Annotated in this window: 12 protein-coding genes; 3 read left to right on the forward strand and 9 right to left on the reverse strand. The window is 63.3% G+C overall.

Features of this window, described 5'->3' with window-relative positions; translation table 11 throughout:
- Nucleotides 1-55 precede the first annotated feature (55 nt).
- The 3 genes from ABD919_RS11460 to ABD919_RS11470 form a co-directional block, all read right to left on the reverse strand.
- On the reverse strand, nt 56-1,255 hold the full coding sequence (locus ABD919_RS11460) for a class I SAM-dependent rRNA methyltransferase (protein WP_345236148.1): 1,200 nt from the start codon (nt 1,253-1,255) through the stop codon (nt 56-58).
- 276 nt (nt 1,256-1,531) lie between these two features.
- Complete coding sequence (locus ABD919_RS11465) at nt 1,532-1,987, reverse strand: SRPBCC family protein (RefSeq protein ID WP_345236149.1); 456 nt, start codon at nt 1,985-1,987, stop codon at nt 1,532-1,534.
- A 105-nt stretch (nt 1,988-2,092) separates the two neighbouring features.
- Nucleotides 2,093-4,090 carry an OmpA family protein gene (locus ABD919_RS11470; protein ID WP_345236150.1) on the reverse strand — a complete coding sequence of 666 codons (1,998 nt, stop codon included), beginning with the start codon at nt 4,088-4,090 and terminating at the stop codon, nt 2,093-2,095.
- Between the two features lie 421 nt (nt 4,091-4,511).
- Here ABD919_RS11470 and ABD919_RS11475 point away from each other — a divergent pair, with 421 nt between their 5' ends.
- Nucleotides 4,512-8,195, forward strand: a complete 3,684-nt coding sequence (locus tag ABD919_RS11475; protein WP_345236151.1) for an alpha-amylase family glycosyl hydrolase — start codon at nt 4,512-4,514, stop codon at nt 8,193-8,195.
- A gap of 101 nt (nt 8,196-8,296) precedes the next feature.
- On the opposite strand, the gene ABD919_RS11480 is transcribed toward ABD919_RS11475, so the two are convergent.
- Entirely contained in the window at nt 8,297-11,023 is a 2,727-nt protein-coding gene (locus ABD919_RS11480; RefSeq protein WP_345236152.1) for a gliding motility-associated C-terminal domain-containing protein, read from the reverse strand.
- 285 nt (nt 11,024-11,308) lie between these two features.
- Here ABD919_RS11480 and ABD919_RS11485 point away from each other — a divergent pair, with 285 nt between their 5' ends.
- Nucleotides 11,309-13,108 (forward strand): T9SS type B sorting domain-containing protein, encoded by a 1,800-nt coding sequence (locus tag ABD919_RS11485; protein WP_345236153.1) that lies wholly within the window; start codon nt 11,309-11,311, stop codon nt 13,106-13,108.
- A 3-nt stretch (nt 13,109-13,111) separates the two neighbouring features.
- Here the strand turns inward: ABD919_RS11485 and ABD919_RS11490 are convergent, their stop codons facing one another.
- From ABD919_RS11490 to ABD919_RS11505, 4 genes are all read right to left on the reverse strand, one after another.
- Nucleotides 13,112-16,090, reverse strand: a complete 2,979-nt coding sequence (locus ABD919_RS11490; protein WP_345236154.1) for a DEAD/DEAH box helicase — start codon at nt 16,088-16,090, stop codon at nt 13,112-13,114.
- 317 nt (nt 16,091-16,407) lie between these two features.
- Nucleotides 16,408-17,637, reverse strand: coding sequence for an ABC transporter permease (locus ABD919_RS11495; RefSeq protein ID WP_345236155.1), 1,230 nt, complete (start codon nt 17,635-17,637; stop codon nt 16,408-16,410).
- A 207-nt stretch (nt 17,638-17,844) separates the two neighbouring features.
- Nucleotides 17,845-18,654: a class I SAM-dependent methyltransferase gene (locus tag ABD919_RS11500; protein WP_345236156.1), complete on the reverse strand. Its 810-nt coding sequence runs from the start codon at nt 18,652-18,654 to the stop codon at nt 17,845-17,847.
- A gap of 103 nt (nt 18,655-18,757) precedes the next feature.
- Nucleotides 18,758-19,180, reverse strand: coding sequence for a ribosome-binding factor A (locus tag ABD919_RS11505; RefSeq protein ID WP_345236157.1), 423 nt, complete (start codon nt 19,178-19,180; stop codon nt 18,758-18,760).
- A gap of 154 nt (nt 19,181-19,334) precedes the next feature.
- On the opposite strand from ABD919_RS11505, the gene ABD919_RS11510 reads away from it, so the two are divergent.
- The gene (locus ABD919_RS11510; protein ID WP_345236158.1) at nt 19,335-20,747 is read left to right on the forward strand and encodes a hypothetical protein; all 1,413 of its coding nucleotides are present in this window, start codon (nt 19,335-19,337) and stop codon (nt 20,745-20,747) included.
- An 88-nt stretch (nt 20,748-20,835) separates the two neighbouring features.
- Here ABD919_RS11510 and ABD919_RS11515 read toward each other — a convergent pair whose 3' ends face one another.
- Nucleotides 20,836-21,429, reverse strand: coding sequence for a PH domain-containing protein (locus ABD919_RS11515; protein ID WP_345236159.1), 594 nt, complete (start codon nt 21,427-21,429; stop codon nt 20,836-20,838).
- Nucleotides 21,430-21,670: the final 241 nt, after the last annotated feature.

Here is a 21,670-nt window from a genome sequence, read left to right on the forward strand (position 1 = left end):
AATGCGCTGATTGTGCCTTGCAACAAGCCATAGGGCCGCATGTTCGGGGGCTGCCTTACTCCACAGCCAGCACCAGTCCCTTCAGGTAAGCTCCTTCGGGGTGGAAGAGGCTCACGGGGTGGTCGGCGGGCTGGGTTAGGCGGTGCAGGATGCGGGCCGGACGGCCGGCCTCGATGGCGGCGGCCAGCACGGCGCCCTCAAACAGCTCGGGGCTTACCACCTGCGAGCAGCTGAAGGTGAACAGCAGCCCGCCCGGCGCGAGGTGGGCAATGCCGGCCGCGTTCAGGCGCTTGTAGCCCATGAGGGCGGCGTGGCGGGCACCCATGTGCTTGGCAAAAGCCGGCGGGTCGAGCACCAGCACGTCGTAGGCGGCCGAGTGGTTTTTAAGGAAGCCCAGCACGTCGTCGGGGTAAGCGGCGTGGCGCTCGGCATGCTCGCTCAGCTCGGCGTTGCGCTCGGTGAGGGCAATGGCTTTCTTGCTGGAGTCGACGGAGTGCACCAGCTCGGCGCCGGCCTCCAGGGCATACACCGAGAAGCCGCCGGTGTAGCAGAAGGTGTTGAGCACCCGGCGCCCCGGCGAGTAGCGGGCCAGCAGGGCGCGGTTGTCGCGCTGGTCGATGAAGAAGCCGGTTTTCTGGCCCGTCTCCCAGTCAACGGCAAAGCGGTGGCCGTTTTCCAGCACCACGTGCTCCTGGCCGCTGCTTTCGCCCAGCAGGTAGCCATTTTTGGCGTCGCCCACGGCATTGCCGGGCACGGTTTCGGCGCTTTTATCATACACGGCGCGCAGGGCCGGGCCGTACACGGCCTGCAGGGCGGCGGCCAGCTCGGGGCGGGCGTGGTACATGCCCACGCTGTGAGCCTGCACCACGGCCACGTCGTCATACACGTCGATGATGAGGCCGGGCAGGCCGTCGCCCTCGGCGTGCACCAGGCGGTACACGTTGGTATCGGCGGTGCCGGTAAGACCCAGGCGCTGCCGCAGCTGGTAGGCATCGCGCAGCTTCTTTTCCCAGAACGCAGCAGTGGGCAGCACGGCATCGGGGCCGAAGTCGAGCATGCGCACGGCAATGGAGCCCCCGCCGGAGTAGTGGCCCACGCCCAGCCGCTCGCCATCGGCTGCTTCCACCAGCACGGCGGCACCTTCGCGGGCTTCGCCCTTCACGCGGGCAATGGCTCCCGAGAACACCCAGGGGTGGCGGCGGCGCAGGGAGTGGTCTTTTCCGTTTTTGAGGACGATGGTGGCAGGGTTCAGCATAGGGCGGCAAAGGTACGGCGGGTGATTTCAGTGAACAGTTAGCAATGAGCAGTTAGCAGTTAGCAGTGCATAAAAACGTAATGGCGAAGGCGTAGCCCGTGGTTATCCTTTCTCTGGCACTCAGTTGCCCCAGAGAGGTGATAAGTGAAACAGCTCCAGGCCAGAGCTGGCGTTGGGGCTTTTCACATTAGATGGTTAGTCGCTGAGAACAGGACGGATTGCTTCGCTGCGCTCGCAATGACACGTATCCTTTGCTAACCGCTCACTGCTCACTGTTCACTGCTCACTGTTCACTGAAAACCAGCGCCGGTAAATGGGCTTACGCCAGGCAAACTGCGCCCACATCAATGGGTAAAGCACTGCATCGAGCAGCGGGGAGGCGCTGCGGTACTCGATTTCGTCTACAATGACGCTGCCCCCGGCGGGCCCGGGCTCTAGTAAGTGGCGGTGGCGCCAGAAGCGTAGGGGCGGCGGCAGCTCCTGGCCTTCATCGACGAAAAAGTGGGTGCCATCAGGCAGCTGGCCGTGGTCGGTAATAAGGGAGGTCCAGCGCAGCCGCTTGGGGCCGACGTGCAGCTCAATCTCGATTACGTCGCCGCGCCGGCAGCCGTCGAACCGCAGCAGGGTGAGGGGCGGGAAGGGCGGGGCCAGGGCCAGAAACAGCTCGCGCGTGAAGCCGGCCATTACCCGGGCCGGGGGCTGGCTCACGGGGGTGCGCAGGGTGAGGTGCATGGAAGGTCAGTTAACTGTTAATAGTTAACAGTTAACAGTTAACAGTTAACAGGCGAGTCGGATTTTTTGCTGCTAACTGTTCACTGATAACTGTTCACTGAAAAACTATTGCAGGCCCGTCACGCGAAACTCCACGCGGCGGTTGAGGCGGCGGGTTTCTTCCTGCTCGTTGCTGGCCATGGGCTGCGTGCCGCCCAGGCCCAGGCCCGTGATGCGGTCGGCGGCAATGCCGCGGCGCACAAGGTAGGCCTTCACGGTGGCCACGCGCTGCTCGCTGAGCAGCACGTTTTTCTCGGGCGGGCCCACGTTGTCGGTGTGGCCGCGCAGCTCAATGGTGAGGCTGGGGTTGTCCTTAAGCAGGGCCACCAGCTTGTCGAGGGCCGGGAAAGAGGAGCGCAGCAGCACCGACTCGCCCTGCTCAAACTGCACGTTTTTCAGGGGCAGCGTGGCGCCTATTGTGAGCGGGCGCAGCAGGATGTCGCGGTCTACAGTGCCCGGGCCCGCAGCTAAGGTGCTGTCGGCGTCGAGGTAGCCCGGCAGCCGGGCGTGGTAGGCATAGCTGCTGCCGGGAGCTACGGCATACGAAAAGCTCCCCTGCAGCGAAAGCGGCAGCTCCTGCTCGCTGCCGGCGGGCCCCACGCGCAGTTGGGCCTGGGGCAGGGGCTGCCGGGTGAAGGCATCGAGCACGCGGCCCTGCCAGCTGGCGGTTTGTGCAGCGGCGGGCTGGGGAAGGCTGGGCGGCGGCTGAAACAGGTTGCAGCCCGCCAGGTCGGTGTAGGTGCCCCGGCGCAACACCTGGGCCTGGCGCCGCACCGGGTCTAACTTATACACCGCTTTGGGGCCGGCCAGGTAAAGGCTGCGCTGGCCCGCTGCGTCGTACTGCAGCAGCACATCGCTGTAGCCGCCGCGCCGGGGCAGCTTGTCGATGGGCAGCAGGTCGGGGTTGGGGCGCAGGGTTTTCAGGTCTACACGCAGCAGGGCGCCGTCGGTGCTGTATACCATGTACACGGTTCCTTTTTCGTCGACGCAGAAGTTGCCGTGGGTGCCGGCGCCGGTAAAGCCAATGGCCGGGTAGTAGGGCGCCGCGCGGGTGGGGTCGCTGGCCCAGATAAGCCACACGCTGCCGTCCTTGGGGTTTACCCGGGCCAGGCGGTTGCCGTCGCCAGTGAGGAAGTAGAGGTTGCCGCCCGCATCGGTGGAAGCCGAAATCCAGCCGGTTTCCAGGCCCTGGGCCGGCAGCCGCCAGGAGGTATAGCGTCCCTCGCGGGTGGCTGGGTTGTAGCGGTACACGTACTCGGGCCGGTCGGTAGGGGCGCTGGCTACCGAGTACAGGCAGTTGTCGAAGCCCTTGGCCAGGGCATAAGACTGAAAGGGCAGCACGCGCCGGTGCACTTTGGGCGGCGCGGTAGGGTCGCTGAGCGAAAACTCGTGTATGGTGCGGCAGTCGTCCTGCCACTGGCCGTCGTGAAAGCGGTAGGCTGCGATGCCGTACATCTTGTCGTCGCAGCCTGCGGAGGTTTCCGGTGCTTCGGCGCGAGGCGCGGGTGTGGCAGCAGGAAGCGGCGTGGCACCGTCTTTACGGGCAGCCGGCTTCGTGAATGCAAAAGAGTCGAGCAGCTGCTGCCCCACCGCGAGGTAGCGGCTGTCCTGATTGATGGGGGCGCGGTACTCCAGGCGAAACTCGGCCTTGCCCCGGCGGAGCAGCCGCCCCAGCACGTGGGTGCGGCCCACGGCCACTGCCCCGTAGTAGTATTCGTAGCGCAGCTCCTCGTAGCCCGCCTGCGCGCGGCGCTGCAGCAGCCGGACCTGGGCTTCGGGCAGGCGGCGTATCCGGCGCACCCACGCCGAGTCGCGGGCCGCCGTGCTGAGCGGGCGGCCTCCCTTGCCCAGGGGCACAATCGATTCGGTGAGCGTGACGGCCACTTCCGAACCAGCTCCACCGGGCGAGAAAGCCATGGTCTGCTCTTCTTCCGCGCGCGGCTGCCAGCCGGCGGGGTAGCTTAACTCAAACCGGGATTGGTCATCGGCGAAGGTGCGCGGGGCCTCCTGAGCATGGAGTACCACAGCGCACACAAGCAATGCCAGCGTTAAAAAAAGCTTCATGTATGGCAACGGGATACGAAAGGTACGGCTCCGCGGTGGCATCCGTCGTGCCGGCCCCGGGCCGGGAGCCTGCTTCAGCCAACTTCAGCCCCCTGATAGCTTCCGGGAAACGCATAGCTGACGCAACCATGGAGCAGAGCGCGTAGTGCCGGCTACCCGCCCCGCGGCAGCGGCGCACAGCCAGCCATAGTCAGCCGGCTGCCGGGGCGTGGGGAATGAGGCGGGAGACCTGGGGAAATAAGAAAAAAACGTAATAAAATTTAGTGATTTTAAGTTGATTGCAATCGATTGTGCCCGATAAAATTCAATTTTGAACCGCAAATAGACAAGTTTTGTAGACAGGTAATGAGGAAGTTAGGAACGATTTAGGGGACGGGTTTGTAATTTTGGCGCTCGTACTGGCTGCTTATTCTAATAGTTAATGAAAACACGCTACGCTTCACTGCTACTATTTGCCGCAGCGCTGCTGGCAGGCCAACCGGCGAAGGCCCAAACCACGTCTAAAAAGGTGGTGCTGCAGGCCTTTTGGTGGGACTACTACAACGATACCTACCGCTTTAAGTGGGCCGACTACCTCACGGAGCTGGCCCCCCGTCTTAAAAGCTTGGGCATCGACGCGGTGTGGATTCCGCCCACACCCAAAAATAAAAACGCCACCAACGACGTGGGGTATTCACCCTTCGACCACTACGACCTGGGCGACAAGTACCAGAAGGGCGAGACGCGCACCCGCTTTGGCTCCAAAGACGAGTTTCTGCGCATGGTGGCCGTGCTGCACGCCAACGGCATAGAAGTGATTCAGGACGTGGTGCTGAACCACGCCGACGGGGCCGGCGCCATCAACGGCGACGGCGGCTACGACCCCGACAGCTACTCTACCCAGACCAACGGCGGCTACAAGAGCTTCCGCTACGCCAGCTTCAGCAAGCCCGTGCCGCAGGGCGGGGGCGAAAACGCTACCGAGTACCTGCAGCGCAACGGGCGCTGGCCGAAAAACTACACCAACTTCCACCCCCACTTTGGCCACAACTCCGTCAACGGCGCCATGGCCGAGCCCATGTTCGGGCCCGACTTCTGCTTCGGCGACGACGGGGCCGGCGACGGCTACGGCGGGCTGAGCGGGGCCATTATGAGCCAGTTCCCCGGCTCCTTCAACCCCAGCCAGAGCCCCGGCTACTCACGCAACGAGGCCCGCAGCTGGATTGTGTGGATGAAAAAGCAGACGGGCGTCGACGGCTTCCGCTGGGACGCGGTGAAGCACTTCAGCTACGCTGTGCAGCAGGACCTGAGCTTTAACCTGAAGTACAACGCCGGCTGGGCCAGCGGGGGAGATGCCATGTTCAACGTGGGCGAGTACGTGGGTGGGAAAAACGAGCTGGACGGCTACGCCAGCAGCGTGAGCGCCCAGAATGGCGGCAGCGACTTCCTGATGGGCACCTTCGACTTCGGGCTGCGCGAGGGCTTGTACAGCATGGTGTACGGCAATGGATTCTTCGACGTGGGCAGCCTGCCCGGCCGCCAGCAGAACCAGCGCGTGCAGTACTACCCCGGCTCCAACACCTACGTGCACCGCACCGTGCCGTTTGTGAACAACCACGACACCTTCCGGCCCCAGCTCAACAGCAGCGGTAACTACGTGGGCTGGAACAGCGGCGACGAGCTGGCGCCCCACATCGACCCCTTCGAGCCCCGCCTGTCCATTGCCTATGCCGTGGCACTGGCCGTGGATGGCTCGCCCCAGATTTTCTTCGAAGACCTGTTCAACCTCAGCAACGGCACCCGCTGGGCCCACGACGCCACCAGCCCCAGCGCCCTGGCCGTGCGCTCCGACCTGGCAAACCTTATCTGGTGCCACCAGAACCTGAACTTCAAAGACGGCGCTTATCGGGTGCGCTGGCAGGCCCAGGACCACCTCGTGATTGAGCGCAGCGCCCGCGCCGTCATCGGCATCAACGACAGCTGGGATACCTGGCAGAACAGCACCGTGCAAACCGACTTCCCGGCGGGCACCCAGCTCAAGGACTACTCCGGCGCCAACGGCTCGGACATCAAAACCGTGTTCTGGGGCAACGACGGCAACCGCTACGTCAACATCAACACCCCGCCCTGCAATGGCACGGCCCTGCAGGGCCGCCGGGGCTACTCGGTGTGGGCCCCCCTGGGCCAGGACGGCAACAGCTACCAGCCCTTCCGGGCCACCATCACCAGCCAGGAGTGGGAGATGGCCGACGACCTTGGCGACCTGAACTGCAACAGCCTGGGCCAGGGTGGGGCGCTGCCCAGCAACTCCACCAACACCCGCCTGGTGGGCAAAATCTACGCCCAGGCCGGCCAGGGCATCACCTACGAGCTGTACCCCGGCAACTCGCCCAACAACCACAGCCTCACCATTGGCCTCTACGACCTGCGCGGCAACCTGCTCAGCAGCGCCAGCGGGGCGGCCTCGGCCATGGGCAGCTACACGCCCACGGCTACTGGCTGGTACGCGCTCAAAGTGCGCAACACCTACGCCACCGACCCCGGCCAGCGCTGCTTCGTGAAGGCCACCTACACCGCCCCGGCCACGGTAAACACCCGCACGGCCACTGCTCCCCGCAACGAGGTGGCCATCTGGACGGGCAACAGCAACAGCGCAAACCCCGGCGACTGCCGCAACTGGGAAAACGGCGTGGAGCCCACGGCAACTACCGACGTGCTGGTACCCGCCGGCACCAGCTTCGCCCCCGCCCTGAGCAGCGGCACCCTGGCGGCCCGCAGCCTGACCGTAGAAAGCGGTGCTACGCTGACGCTGGCCGCCGGCACCACCCTGCGCGTGAGCGGCAACCTGCGCGTGGCCGGCACCCTGGCCGGCGGCGGCACGCTGGAGCTGAACGGCAGCAGCGAGCAAACCATCTCGACCGGCAGCACGGCCGCCCTGGCCCTGGGCAGCCTCACCATCAACAACGCCGCCAACGCCCGCCTGCTCAGCCCGCTGAGCGTGAGCGGCACCCTGGCCTTCACCGCCGGCCGCCTCGTGCTCGGCAACCAGGACCTGACCCTGGGCAGCAGCGCCAGCCTGAGCGGCGTGAGTGCCAGCCGCTACGTGGTGACGCCCGATGTGGCCGCCTCTGGTGGCTTCGTGGTGCGTACCGTGCCAACGGGCGGCACGCCCATCGTCTTCCCGGTTGGTACCCCGGCTTCGTACACCCCGATGACGCTCAGTAACGTGGGCACGGCCAGCACCTTCCGGGTGCGCACTTTCAGCGGGCAGCTGAGCAATGGCAACAGCGGGGCGCCCTACAGCCGGCAGAACGAGTTTGTGAACCGCACCTGGGAAGTAACCCCCACGCTGAGCACCGGCCCCAACGTGACCATGAGCGTGCAGTTTGATGCGGCCGACCAGAACCCCGGCTTTGTATCCAGCCTGGCCAGCTTCTACCGCAACCTGGGCGGTGCGGGCAGCAGCTGGACGGAAGTGGGCCGCGCCACGCTGAGCGGCACGGGCCCCTACGTGGCCTCGCGCAGCGACATCAGCACCTTCTCCAAGTTTGCCCTCGGCAACGCTTCGCCGCTGCCGGTGGTGCTGAGCAGCTTTGAAGCCCGCCGCAGCAGCCCCGGCGCCGTGCGCCTGACCTGGGCCACGGCCATGGAAAAGAACAGTGCCGGCTTCGACGTAGAGAAGTCGGCCGATGGCCGCAGCTTCTCCCGCCTGGGCACCGTGGCATCCCGCAGCGGCAGCCAGCCCGGCTCGTACCGCTACGATGACCTCGACGCCCCCACCGCCGCGTACTACCGCCTGCGGCAGCGCGACCACGACGGCAGCTTCCAGCTGGGCCCGGTGGTGTACGTGGGTGCCACGGCCAGCCCCTACTACCTGCTGCCCAACCCCAGCCACGGCGAAAGCCTGCAGCTGCTGGGCGGCCCGGCCCTGGCCGACGAGGCCAAGCTGCGCATCACGCTGAGCTCGGTGCTGGGCAAAACCGTGCTGGCCCCGGCCCCCGCAACGCGGGCGGCGCTGTCGGAGCAGCTCAGCAGCACCCTGCAAAAGGCTACGCCCGGCCTGTACCTGCTTACCATCACCGGTCCCGATGGCGTGAGCCAGCGCTTGCGCGTGGTGCGGGAATAGCTGTCAGCTTCTTGAGTTAAAAGTTAAAAGTGAAGAGTTAAAAGGGCGAACCTGCCTTTTAACTCTTCACTTTTAACTTTTAACTGAGTAGGAAAGAGGCGCTACCTCACAATCTCAAGCCACCCCTTGTAGTTCGTGCCATCGGGGAGGCGGAACAGGTAGTAGTAGAGGCCGGGGCTGGCGGTGGCGCCGGTAAACGAGTTGTCGTAGTCGCGGGCCTGATAAACTTGTCGGCCCCAGCGGTTGAAGATGCTCAGGGTGTTGCCGGGGTAGCGGGTCACGTTGTCGATGATAAAGGCATCGTTCTGGCCGTCGCCGTTGGGGGTAATGATGTTGTAGAAAGCCAGCTTGTTCTCGACGGGCACGCAGGCTTCGTTGGAGAAGGCCGCAAGGTCAGCATCGGCGCTTTGGGCCTGCACCCGGAAGCACTGCGCAAAGCCCAGGTTGCTGGTGGAAATCTCCAGCCGCCGGGCTGTAGCGGGCAGGGTTGCCAGCAGCTCGGCCGGGCCGCCATCTACCTGCCGAAACACGCGGTAGGCCTGTACCGCAAAGCCCTGGTAGCCGGTCCAGCTGATTTCGGCGCGGCCCTCGCGGCGTCCTTCGGGCTGCTGCACAGCCACGGCCCGCGTCAGAATAGTGGTGTGCTCCTGACTGCTGAGCAAGGTGCCGCAGCCGTTGCGCAGCTCCAGGCGGTAGTCGTAGGCCTGGGCGTCGGCATCTACGTCGGAGTCGGTAAAAGCCAGCTCGGTGTTGCGCGTAGTACCCAGCAGCTGAAAGCTGCCGCTGCCCGCCGGCCGCCGGTATACCGAGAGCTGACCGGTGGAGGCCGCGGCTCCCGGCACCCGCAGAGCCAGGGCAACGCGGCGGTCGTTGCCGGCCGGCAGCACCGAGGCCGCTTCCAGCAGGGGGCGGGCGTTGTCGGCCTGCAGGGTGAGGGTGGCGCTGCAGCCGTTGCTGGTAGCCACCTGCAGCGTGGCCGTGGTACTGCCCGGAAGCAGGTCGACCTGCACGCTGCTGCTACCCTGCCCGGCACTGATAGTGCCGCCGCTGATGCTCCACTGGTACTGCAGGCCCGGGAAGCTGCTGACGCGGTAGCTCAGGCCGCTGCGGGCTTCGGGACAAAAAACAGTGGGGCCCGAAATCACCAATGGATTTACCGTGACGGTTACATACTGCGAGCTGGTGCAGTTGCCGTTGCGGGCATGCAGCAGGTAGGTGGTGGTTTGCGTCGGGGCCACCGCAAAGCGCGGTCCGCTGCCGCTGCGGCCGCCGCCCGTCCAGCTGTAGGTCTGGGCCCCACTAGCCGTCAGCTCCACCGAGGCGCCGGGGCAGATGACCGGCACCGGGCCCAGGGTTACGAAGCTGCTGGGAACTATGGTGATGCTGCGGGTGGCAGAATCGGCCGGGCAGGTGCTGGCCGGCCGGGCGCTGATGCTGCCCAGCGGGCCGGGCCCCCACAGCACCTGCACGCTGCGGCCGGTGGCCGGACCCTGAATCTGCCCGCCGCGCACCGTCCAGCGGTAGGCCGGGGCCGGGCCCAGGGCCGTGTACACACCGGGGTTGCCGGCGCATACCACCGAGTCGCCCCGGATGCCGCTGGGTGGCGCGGCACGGTTTACCGTGATGCGGAAGATTTCGGCCACGGACTTCGTCGCGCAGGCATCGTCGGTTACGGTCACCACCACGTCGTACACCACGGTGCGGGTGGCGCCGCAGCGCGAGTTGAAGCGGAATGTGCCACTCACCGACCCGGTGCCGCTGAGGCTGACGCTGCCAATGGCACTCCCGGCCGGCACCGTGCCGGGGCTGTTGTTGAAGCTGGCGTCGAAGGGGCCGGCACCATCAAGCAGGGCGCTGGCCACGCGCATGGTCAGGCGCTGCCCATCGGGGTCGGTAGCGGCCACGTTGAAGCTAATGGGGTCGCCCTCGGTGATGGTAAAGCTGCGCACGGCCAGGGTAGGTGCTGTAAAGGCCGGCGGCTGGTTGCTGGGGCAGTTGCGCGACACCAGCTGAATGTCGCGCCGCATGCTGCCCAGCAGCACTTCGGTGCCGTTCACGGTGCGGTACTCGCTCACGTCCACCGCCACCACGTAGCGGCCCTGCTGGGGTATCAGGTAGCGGCTCAGGCCGGTGTTAGCGTCAATATGGGCGTAGCCGCCGCGCCCGAAGGGCAGGGCTACGGTATAGCCCGGGGCGTACGTGGCCGAGGGCATGCCAAAGGCATAGCTAAGCCGGTCGCCGTCGGCATCGTAGGCGTTGTTGAGCAGCACGGCGGTGTCGCCCCGGCACACCACGGCCACGGCCGTATCTGAGAAGATAGGGGAAAAGTTTGGCAGCGTGGGCGGCGCCATGTCGGTCGACAAGGTCAGGCTGGACTGGCCGGAGCTCACCAGGTTGGTGATGCCCGCGTTGCGGGCGGTTTCGGTGGTTTCGGCCCGGTAGCCGCGGGCTGAAAAGGGCAGCTCTACCAGGCAGGTGTAGGTAGCCTGGCCCACCAGCGGCGCCGCGGTGCCCGAGCAGTTGCCGAACGGGCCCGTTGCCTCGGTCAGCCGCACGCGGGGCGCCGTAGGTGTCAGCAGTACCAGGTTCGTGGCCCGGTCGTAAATGAAAAAGGTAATGGCCGGCCGGCCCATGGGAATAGCGGAGCCAAAGTCCTGGTTGATGTAAAGCAGGGCCGTTAGCTCGTAGCGGTAAGGCGCGGAGGCGGGGCCCTGGGCGTCGACGTAGCGGTACGATATTTCCCCGCCCATGAGGTGAGAGGCCCGGGTCGGCCAGCTCAGCGCCAGCATCCCAAGCAGCCAGAAGCAGGTGTACAGTAAAGTTTTCATAGGCAGCAGGGTGGCGGGGAACAGACTGGAAGGTACAGAAAAAGCCCGCTTCCGGTTTGGAAGGACGCCTTTGCGGAGCACACAGGCTGGCTAATCGTGCGTTAAGGGCCGGTCAAGTGCCTTCGAGGTTAACGTAATGCTGGATGTAGACCGGACACTAATGCATACCCAGAGCCTGCTCAGATTAGTCCTGCCCATGCATACCGGGCTTATGTTGCCGAAATGGCTGTCTGACCGGCTACGCGTACCTTACCATGGATTCCCTCAAAAAATATAGCCGGTGTTATGGAGCTACAAAAAATCTGGCGGACTAAGCTGTACGTCCTGGCCTGGCTTTTTGCCATGCTACGAAGTGCCCCTGTACAGGCTCAGGCTCCTGCTTTTGAGTGGGCAACGGCGTACGCTAGGGGCGGCTTGAATGAGGGGTATGCCTCTGGAAGTGCAACGGCTGTAGATGCCTCCGGCAACTTGTATATCACCGGAGTATTGGCCGGCACTCAACGCTTTGGCACCACTGAGCTGACAGTACGAGACCAGTCAGGCATTGGGCAGGATGTGTTTGTTGCCAAGCTGGATTCCACTGGGCGCGTTCTGTGGGCGGTGCGCGGGGGTGGTGTAAGTGATGATGTTGGTACTGGCATTGCCCTTGACGCTCGAGGTAATGTGTACATCACCGGATACTACATCGGCAGCAGCGCCACTTTTGGCACCATTAACATTCGCAACAGCGGCACTGGAATCACCAGTGACTTATTCGTCGCCAAGCTCGACTCAGATGGTAGCTGGCTGTGGGCGGTAGGGGCCGGTGGTGCCGGTAAAGCCCAGGCGCGGGCCATTGCGGTGAATGAGGCAGGTATTATTTATATCACCGGCGGCATGGGCTTGGGAAGTGCGCAACCCGGTGAGGTAGCTGCTTTCGGACCTTTCACTACTGTCAATGCGGGCGGCTACGACATTTTTGTAGCCCAGCTTAGCCCAACAGGAACCTGGCAATGGGTAACAACGGCTGGCGGGGGACTCTACGACAATGCCACGGCTATTGCAGTGGATGCCACGGGCAATGCCTACCTCACTGGCAGCATTCAAAGCCCGCAGGTCACTTATGGCCCGTCTACCTTGATTTGCCAGCCGGCATATCAGGGCACGGCCTCCGACTTATTTGTGGCTAAAATATCCCCTGCAGGCGCCTGGCTGTGGGCTGTAGCCGGTGGCGGCGATGGCTGGGACAATGGTACTGGTATTGCTGTCGACAAGCGCGATAATATCTACCTCACCGGTGTATTTGGCGGGAACGCATCTCCCGCAAATGCTGCATTCTTTGGGAGCACCCGCTTGACCAGTGCGGGTGCTGGCGACGTGCTGACGGCCAGGTTAACCCGCAACGGAGTCTGGCGCTGGGCAGTTGCTGCCGGCAGCTCCACCGAGGATGCCAGCGCCTGTATTCAAGTCGACGAGACCGGTCGCGGGTATGTGTGCGGCGCGTACGGTCATGTTTTCGGCTTGTCAGCTAGGTTTGGTAATGCCACACTGGCCAACACCGGCTATACGGATGCTTTCATCGCTCAATTCGACTCAACCGGTTCTTACCACTGGGCAACTTCAATTAATAGCCCCGGTTACGACTTGTGCCAGTCGATGGCCCTGGCTAGAGGTAGCCTATATCTTACTGGCTCCATAGAAGGACCGGTAGGCCGGTTTGGTTCCCTGTCCGTAACCGCTAATGTTAAAACATTTGGCTGGATAAAAACAGGTTACGCTGCCCGAATAGCTCGTGTAGGTGAAGCGCACAACACGGGGCCCGGCAGCGGCCCCACCGATTCTCCGTATGGCCTGCCAAAGGGCAGCCAGCTGCCCAATATCATTACGCCAAACGGCGACAAGGTTAACGACGTCTTCCTGCTAAAGGGCTTCCCCCCTGGGCCTTGGTCGCTGGCCGTTTACTCCCGCTGGGGCACCCAGGTGTATGAAGACAGCAATTATCAAAACACCTGGGGGCCAACTGTTCCGGAAGGAGTTTACTACTTCCTGATACGCCATGCTGCTTCAGGGCAGACATTTAAAGGCTGGGTCGAAGTCGTGCGCTGATTCTTACCCCAGCAGCTCCTCAATATCCTCCCGCGTCAGGTTCTTTATCACGGCCTCATCGGTGGCAATCAGCTCGCTCACCAGGGCCAGCTTGCGGCGCTGCAAAGCCAGGATTTTCTCTTCCACCGTGCCCTGGGTGATGAACTTGTACGTGAACACGGGCCGGGTCTGGCCGATGCGGTGGGCGCGGTCTACGGCCTGGGCTTCCACGGCGGGGTTCCACCAGGGGTCGAGGATGAAGACGTAGTCGGCCGCGGTGAGGTTGAGGCCCACGCCGCCGGCCTTGAGGCTGATGAGGAAGATTTTCAGGTCTTCATCTTCCTGGAAGCGGGCCACCTGGGCCTGGCGGTCGCGGGTGTTGCCATCCAGGTAAGCGTACTCAAACTGCCGCTCGTCGAGGGCGTTGCGCACCAGCAGCAAGTGCTGGACAAACTGGCTAAACACCAGCACCTTGTGTCCTTCGGACACGACGCCGCGAATCATGCGCAGCACTTCCTTGAGCTTGCCCGACTCGCCCGTGTAGCTGTTGTCGACCAGGTGGGGGTGGTTGGCAATCTGGCGCAGGCGCGTCAGGCCCTGCAGCAGCAGAAACTGGGTGCTGGCCGGCCCGTTCTCGTCGAGGTTCTGAAGAATCTTGTTGCGGTAGAAGCTCTTGGTTTCCTCATAGCACTGGGCCTGCTCCTCGGTCATGGGGCAGAAGCTCAGGTGCTCGGTTTTCTCGGGCAGCTCCTTGGCTACCTGGGCCTTGTGCCTACGCAGGATGAAGGGCTTGATAAGCGCGTGCAGGCGCTTGGTGCGCATCTCGTCCTGGTGCTTCTCAATGGGCTTGAGGAACTCCTTGCGGAAAAACGCCTGAGTGCCCAGCAGGCCGGGGTTGATAAACGACATCTGCGACCACAGGTCCATGGTGCTGTTTTCTACCGGGGTGCCCGTGAGGATGAGGCGGTGCTTGGAGCGCAGCTGCCGCACGGCCTGCGAGGTGGTGCTGCTGGGGTTTTTGATGGCCTGCGACTCATCCAGAATCACGTAGTCGAAGCGGTAGCTGGCCAGCAGCTCGGTGTCGAGGCGCACGATGCCGTAGCTGGTCAGCACCACGTCGTAGTCGGCAAACTGCTCCACGTTCTTGTCGCGGTAGGTGCCGGTATATACCAGGATACGCAGGTTGGGGGTAAACTTACCAGCCTCGCTCACCCAGTTGAACACCAGGGAGGTGGGCAGCACCAGCAGGGAGGCCGCGCCTTTGGCGGCGCCACTCTCGGCGCGCTGCTGCAGGAGCACCAGGGCCTGCACGCTCTTGCCCAGGCCCATGTCGTCGGCCAGGCAGCCGCCGAAGTGGTAGTCCTGCACGAAGCGCAGCCAGTTGTAGCCGGCCTTTTGGTAGGGGCGCAGCTCGCCCTGGAAGCCCACGGGCAGGGGCTGGTCTTCTACGGCGGCGAAGTCGCGCAGCTTTTCCAGCTTGTGGCCCATGGTCACGGTGGCCAGCTCGGAGCTTTGCAGGTCGGCCACCAGCGCCAGATGGTGGCGGCGCAGGGTAATTTCGCCGTCGGTTTCCTCGGCAAAGGCAAACAGCTCGAGGTAGTCGGTAAACCACTCGTCGGGAATCAGCGCAATCTGGCCGTTGGGCAGCTTGAACTCGCGGCGGCGCTGCAGGATGTGGCTGCGCAGCTTGATAAAGGGAATCTCAAACTCGCCGAAGTACACCGAGCCGCGCACGTCGAACCAGTCGCCGGCTTCCTGTATGCCCACGCGGGCGTAGGCTTCGCCAATGAAGTAGCTTTTGCCGGAGCTGGCCGCCGCCTCCACGGTGTAGCCCAGCTCGGTAAGCTCGGGGGTGTACTCGTGCAGCCAGCGCAGGGCTTCGGCCTTGGGCAGGGAGGCCAGGCCGTTTTCCACGCTCAGGCTGCGCTCGTGCAGCTCGCGCACGGTGGCCTGCTCCTGCTGGGGGTTGCGCAGCAGGCGGTGAAACACGTAGCTGTCGGCGGTTTTTTCCAGGTGCACGCTCACCGGCTTCTCGGTGCCCAGGGCCATGAGGTGGGGGCCGTAGCGGAAGCTCAGCTCGAAGTAGAGCAGCTCCTCGTCGGGCTTCACGGCCACGGGCACGGCGGGCTTGGGCAGCGGGATGCGGCCCCGGCGCGGCGGGCCAATGGGGCGCACCGGCGCCTCAGGAGCGGGGGCCGCTGGTGGAATGTCGGTAAACGTGAGGCGCGGCCGGGCCACGTAGCGCTCCGAGCGAATGTCGAAGCCGCGGGCGTGTACGTCGAACGACTCCATGAGCGGGGCCACGAACTTCTGGAAGTAGCTTTCCTCCACCTGCCGGGGCACCACGATAAACTTCTTCTTCAGAAAGGGCTGCAGCTTGCGGCCGTCTACCTCGGTGCGGAAGGTGTAGAGCAGGTTGTTGAGCAGCAGCCAGGCCGGCTGCTGGCACACCAGCACGGCGTCTTTGTACTGGAAGTCCAGCTTCTGGCCCTGGTACTGAATGGTGGGGAAGTAGTGGGTGCCTTCCTCGTTGCGGCGAAAGTGAAACAGGATGGAGGCCTTGGCCGGCGCCAGGCCGATTTCCTTCCAGGTGGGCTCCCCGTCGCGGCCCATGATGAACACGCACTTGCCGGCCAGCTTGGGCAGCAGGGCGGCCATGCGCTCCTGCACGTGCCGGGCAATGGCCTCCTGCATGGGCTTGTCGCCCTTTTCCGGGTGGTAAATCTTGAGAAAAAACTCCGCCGTAGTGATTTTGCGGGGCCAGAATTCCTTCACCACCGCCTCCTGCTGCATCTGGTCGCAGAGCTCAATCAGCTCAAAGTCTACGGCATCGAGGCCTTCGGAAAACTCGTGCGCATTTTTCGGCGACACGGTCTGGTGCTGGAGCGTGAGCTGGCCGCTGGGGCCGCGCTGCACCACGTAAGCGGCAAACAGGTGCCCCAGATACTCGTGCTCAAACAGCGAGTAGACAATCTGAAAAGGCTCTGCAGTAGAAACTTTCATAGCTGGACATACGGTCGGAATACGCAAGTTAAGCCAGAAAGATGGAAAAGTAAGCTTAGGGAGGGGGTGATTCTTGTGCGGAGGTGAGGAGGTAATGGAGTGAGGAGGTAAGGAAGTGAGGAGGTGAGGAAGATAAAAAACAACGTCATGCTGAGCGGAGCCGAAGCATCTCTACCACGAGAGTAAATCCATTCGAAAGGATTACTGCTGCGGGCAAGATGCTTCGCTGCGCTCAGCATGACGTTCTTTTTCACCTCCTCACCTCCTCACCTCCTCACCTCCATCACCTCTTCACTTCATCACTAAAAATCAACCCATCAAAGATTCTCGCGCACCTCAAGCTTGCTGGCGTTCAGGGCGGGGCGTATGCTCACGGCCAGGGTGATGAAGATGATGGCGACGCAGGTCAGCACGATGTCGGAGAGCTGCATCTTCACGGGGTAGGAGTCGACCACGCTGGTGGCCATGCCCATGCTCACGATGCCGAAGCGCTGCTGAATCCAGCAGATGCTGACGCCCAGCACCAGGCCGGCGGCGGCGCCCACCAGCGCCACGATGGCGCCCACCAGCAGGAAGGTTCGTCGGACGGTGCGCTCGTTGGCGCCCATGGCAATAAGCACGGCAATGTCTTTCTTCTTGTCGATGACGAGCATGGACAGCGAAAAGAAGATATTGAGCGAGGCAATGAGCAGGATAAAGGCGAAGGTGATAAACACGAACAGCTTTTCCACCTTGATAGCCCGCAGCAGGCTCACGTGCTGCTCGTCGGAGTCCAGCACTTTAAAATCGGGGCCGAGCTGCTCCCGCAGCTGCCGCTTAACCTGCTCCACGTCGAAGCTTTCGCCCACTTTCACGTACAGGGCCGTGCGGCGGTCGCCGTAGTCGAGCAGGCGCCGGGCAAAGCTCAGGGGCACAAAGATGTAGCTGTCGTCCATGTGCTGCTCGATGAGAAACACGCCGCCGGCCATCAGGGTCTGCTCGTTGAAGGCCTTGTCGGGGTTCATGCTCAGCGTTTTGCGGCCGGTGTTGCGCGGGTAGAGCAGGCGCAGGGGGGAGAAGCGGTTGTCGACGGTGATGCTTAGCTCGTGCCGCACGCCGGCTCCTACCAGGGCGTACTCCACGCTGTCGCGGCGCAGGCGGTGGTCGCCTTCCCGGATGCTGGAGTCGATGCCGCTCTGGCCGAAGTAGTTGTCGGAGAGGCCGCGCATCTTCACCACCATCTGCCGGTCGTGATACTGCAGCAGGGCATTGTCTTCAATCACCTCCGTGAGCAGGGCCACGCCGGGCGTTTGCTCCAGCTGCTGCAGAAAGGTAGGGTTCACGGGAAAGGCCTTGCCTTTCACGGCCGATATCACCAGGTTGGGGTCCGACTTGCTATAGAGCGTGCGCACCAGGTCTTCCAGGCCGTTGAATACCGACAGCACAATAATCAGCGCCATAGTGCCCACCGCCACCCCAATCATGGAGATGTTGGAGATGATGGTGATGATGTTGCGCTTGTTCTTGGAGCGGAAGTAGCGCTTGGCGATGAGCAGAGGAACGTTCACGAGTTTGTCTGAACCACGGATTTTTCGGATTAAACGGATTAATCGGATTTTGTAGACGATTCTCCTACGTCAACAGCGGATTCAAAGCTAGGCGAATGAACCTCATCAAGACCGGTACAAGTAAAAAAGCGGGACAAGAAATTGTTGTGAACGGAAAAGGACCATCTACAAAATCCGTGAAGTCCGAAAAATCCGTGCTTCTGACAATTACTTCCAGGCTTTCACAATCAGGCCCGTGCCCGAGTCGTGGGTGCTGCGGGCGTCGAGCCAGTTCAGCAGCAGGCAGAAGGGGAAGGTGACGAGGTAGTAGAACGGCAGCAGCACGAAGAACAGGCGCGACTTGCCCAGCATCAGGATGGGGTATTTCATGCTCAGGCGCCAGGAAATCTGGCCGGGCTCGCCGTAGCTGTAGCGGGCCTCAATGCGCTCGAAGCCGGCAGTGCGCAGCTTCTGCTGAATCTCGTGGATGTTGTAGCCGTCGCGCACGTGCTCCTCGATAAAGGAGGTCTCGTCGTCGCCGTGCACGTCGGAGCCGCCCTGGTCGCTGGGCGTGGAGATGAGCAGCATGCCGCCATCCTTAAGCGAGGCGTGGATGTTGCGGAACACCTCCACATCTTCCAGAATGTGCTCCATCACGTCCACCGACAAGGCTAGGTCAAACGAGTTGGGCTCCTGGTAAAGCACCAGGTCCTGCACGGCAAACTGCACGTTGCTGCGCCCGGTCTGCCGGAAGAAAGCGTTGGAGTCGGCCACCTGGTCTTCCTTCACATCCACGGCCAGAATCTGCCACTTCGAACTCAGCCCGCTCAGCCAGTAGCTGTACTGCCCGTAGCCCGAGCCGGCGTCGAGGATGTGCAGCGGCTCCTGCACGCGGCCCCGGGCCCACTGCCGCAGCTCGCGGTGCACGTGCCAGGTGCGCAGCAGCAGCAAGTCGAGCAGGTGGTAAAACAGCCGGCGCAGCCAGGGAGTGCGGTTGAATACCTCGCCGAGGGTTTTCTTAATCGGGTCGTAGTACAATGGGCGAATGGGTGAATCGGTGAATAAAGCTAATGTCTGAATGAGTGAATGGGTGAATGGCTGAATGATTATCGCCCATTCACCCATTCGCCCATTCAGCTATTCACTCATTGTTAAAAAGGCGCGGGCGGGCGGGCTGGTCCTCGTCGTCCTCGTCGTCGTTTTTCGGTGCCGGCGGAATGTTGAGTGAGCCCAGCACCTGGTCCATGTGGGCGGCGTAGGCGGCGCTGTCGTCGTGGAAGAAGATAAGCTCGGGCACCACGCGCACCGTTTGGCGAATGCGCTTGCCCAGGGCCTGGCGAATGGCCTTGGCATTGTCGCGGATATCCTGCAGGCGGGCTTCGGCGTCGCCGCCCAGCAGCAGGCTCAGGTACACGCGGGCCTGGCCCAGGTCGGGCGTCACGCGCACGGTGCTGATGCCGGGGGCCAGGGCCCCGTTGAAGAGGTGGGGCAGGTCGCGCTGGAGCACGGCGGCCAGCTCCTGCTGCAGCAGGCTGGCCATTTTTTGCTGTCGTTTGCTTTCCATATGACTTGCAAAGGTAAGTTCCCGGTTTCTAGTTGCTGGTTTCTTGTTTCTTGTTGTTTACAGCGAAGGGCAGTTTCTCGTTCGTTTGGCCGATTTGAACGGCTAGGTTCAATCTTTACAACCTGAAACAAGAAACAAGAAACCAGCAACCTCTGTGCTTCGCTTCTTCAAAAGCTCCCTGCCGGCCCAGCTGCTGGCTTTGCTGATACTGGTGCTGGCCCTGCGCCTGCCCCTGCTCTGGCTGGGCCTGCCCCTCACGGCGGCCGAGCTGCGGGCCCTGCTGGTGGGCGAGCGGCTGCACGCGGGCAGCATGCCCTACCGCGACCTGTACGACGGCACGGCTCCGCTGGCAGCGGCCATCTTCGCCATGCTCGACGCCGTGCTGAGCCGGCCGGTGCTGCTGTACCGGGTGCTGGCGCTTTTTCTGCTGGTTGTGCAGGCCCTGCGCCTCAACGTGGTGTTCAACCGCTACGACGTGCACCCCGAGCGGGGCTACGTAGCCGCCCTCACCTACCTGCTGCTGGGCAGCGTGAGCACCGACCTGGACACGCTGTCGCCGCTGCTTATCGGGCACACCTTCATCATCTTCGCCCTGAGTGCGCTGCTGCCTACCTCGCGGGAGGGCTACGACAACCGCCGCCTGTTTCGGGCGGGCTTCCTGGTGGGGCTGGCGGCGTTGTGCTACCTGCCGCTGGGCTTGTTTATTGGCGTGGGCCTGTTCGCAGTCATCATTTTCGCGGCCAATGCGTTTCGCAGCTTTCTGCTGTTTCTGTGCGGCGTCGCTTTCCCGTATGCGTTGGTGGCCACGTTTTTCTTTTATACCGATGCGTCGCCGGGCTTTGTGCGCTTTCACTTCGAAGCCGAGCTGGCCGAGATGGAGGTAGATGCCCTGCCCGGGGCCCTGCAGCTGGGGCTGCTGGCGCTGCCGGCGGCGGTGCTCTTGCTGGCCCTGCTGCGCTCCCTCACCATCACCCTGGGCCTGGTGTTTCAAACCAAGTTCCGGCAGCTGATGCTGGTATGGCTGGTGGTGGCAATGGTAGCGGCTGCCACCGGGCAGGGCGTCGCGGCCGGCGCCCAGGTGCTTATTCTGCCGCCGCTGGCGTATTTCAGCTTATTCCTGTGGCAGAAAGCGCGGCTGAGCTGGCTACCCGAGCTGCTGCTGCTGCTGGTGCTGGCCGCCACCGTCACGCTGCGCTACCGGGCGCTGGTGCCCCACCTGGAAGTGCTGCTGCGCCTGCCCGCGGAAAGCCGCTTTGGCTTGCGCCCCGACCCCACGCTGGCCTGGCTGCAGAACCAACCCATTCTGGTGATGGGCTCCGACAACCGGCCCTATCTGCACAACCGCCTGGCCACGCCCTACCTCGACTGGGAGCTGGCCCAGGCCGACTTCGGCCACCTCAACGAATATGCCGCCGTGGTGCGCATTGCCCGCAACGTAGGCCGCGACCTGCCCCGCTACCTCATCGACCAGGATGAGCTGATGCCGCAGCTCAAGCGCCGGCTGCCGGGGGTGTTTGGGCGCTATGAGCTTACGCATATGCCCAGGGTGTACCAGCTGAAGCGCTGATGAATTCAGTTAAAAGTGAAGAGTTAAAAGGCAGAACGTCTTTTAGCTCTTCGCTTTTAACTTTTAACTCAAACAATAGGAGCCGCACCTACACCCAGCACCAGGCCACGCTGCGCCGGTCGGTGGGGGTGGAGCGCAGAAACTGAGTGAGCGGCTCCAGGTTGGTGAGCAGGGAGGTGAGGGTGATGACGCGGCCATCGGCCAGGTGCAGGCGCAGGTAGTCGTAGGAAGCCCAAAAGCTGTGGCGGGCGCTGCAGGTTACGCGCTCCACCCGCCGCAGGTCGCGCTGAGCAAACGGTATGCGCTGCCCCGCCTCGTACACTTCCAGGCGGTTTTCCTGGGGCTGAAATACCACGGCCGTGGCCTGGTTGAGGCGCCAGTAGCGCAGGTGCAGCAGCAGGGCCGGCCCGCCCAGGGCCAGCACCACGGCGCCAAACCCGGCGGCCAGCACCCACTCAAGCTTGTTGGCGGGCTCGTCTTTCAGCGCCACGGCCGGCACCACGCTCAGCCCGCAGCCCAGGGCCAGCGCCGACCAGAAAGCCAGCCGCAGCTGCCGGCCTGCCGTGGGCTGGTACACGTGCGTGTTGCGGGAAAAAAGGCCCAGCACCCAGCGCAGGCCGCCCAGCAGCACCATTAGCAGTACGGCAGCCTCAAGCAGGGGACGGAGGAAAGAGGTTTTCATATGGGCAGCATTGAAAGCAGGAAAAGCCAGGTGCCCTGCAAAAGAACAGCTTCTGCCCGTCAGGGAAGGCCAGCCGGCCAGGGCGGGCTGCCTTCGGCTGTCCATTACGGCGCCCATAGCAGACAGCCTGCTTGCCGCTCCGCCGGCCGCTTTTCCTAGCAAACCCAAGTTGCGGGCTATAGGCCGGCTTGGTGGAGGGTGTGGGCAAAAATGAAGAGGGCAATTTTCAGGGCAAACCCGG

Origin of the sequence: Hymenobacter saemangeumensis (genome assembly GCF_039541835.1) — a bacterium.
Taxonomy (GTDB): Bacteria; Bacteroidota; Bacteroidia; order Cytophagales; family Hymenobacteraceae; genus Hymenobacter; species Hymenobacter saemangeumensis.

Coding starts and splice junctions, on each gene's coding strand:
- ABD919_RS11505 (WP_345236157.1), bottom strand. CDS start 19,180: ATGGAAAGCAAACGACAGCAAAAAATGGCCAGCCTGCTGCAGCAGGAG.
- ABD919_RS11470 (WP_345236150.1), bottom strand. CDS start 4,090: ATGAAGCTTTTTTTAACGCTGGCATTGCTTGTGTGCGCTGTGGTACTC.
- ABD919_RS11475 (WP_345236151.1), top strand. CDS start 4,512: ATGAAAACACGCTACGCTTCACTGCTACTATTTGCCGCAGCGCTGCTG.
- ABD919_RS11465 (WP_345236149.1), bottom strand. CDS start 1,987: ATGCACCTCACCCTGCGCACCCCCGTGAGCCAGCCCCCGGCCCGGGTA.
- ABD919_RS11515 (WP_345236159.1), bottom strand. CDS start 21,429: ATGAAAACCTCTTTCCTCCGTCCCCTGCTTGAGGCTGCCGTACTGCTA.
- ABD919_RS11485 (WP_345236153.1), top strand. CDS start 11,309: ATGGAGCTACAAAAAATCTGGCGGACTAAGCTGTACGTCCTGGCCTGG.
- ABD919_RS11460 (WP_345236148.1), bottom strand. CDS start 1,255: ATGCTGAACCCTGCCACCATCGTCCTCAAAAACGGAAAAGACCACTCC.
- ABD919_RS11480 (WP_345236152.1), bottom strand. CDS start 11,023: ATGAAAACTTTACTGTACACCTGCTTCTGGCTGCTTGGGATGCTGGCG.
- ABD919_RS11490 (WP_345236154.1), bottom strand. CDS start 16,090: ATGAAAGTTTCTACTGCAGAGCCTTTTCAGATTGTCTACTCGCTGTTT.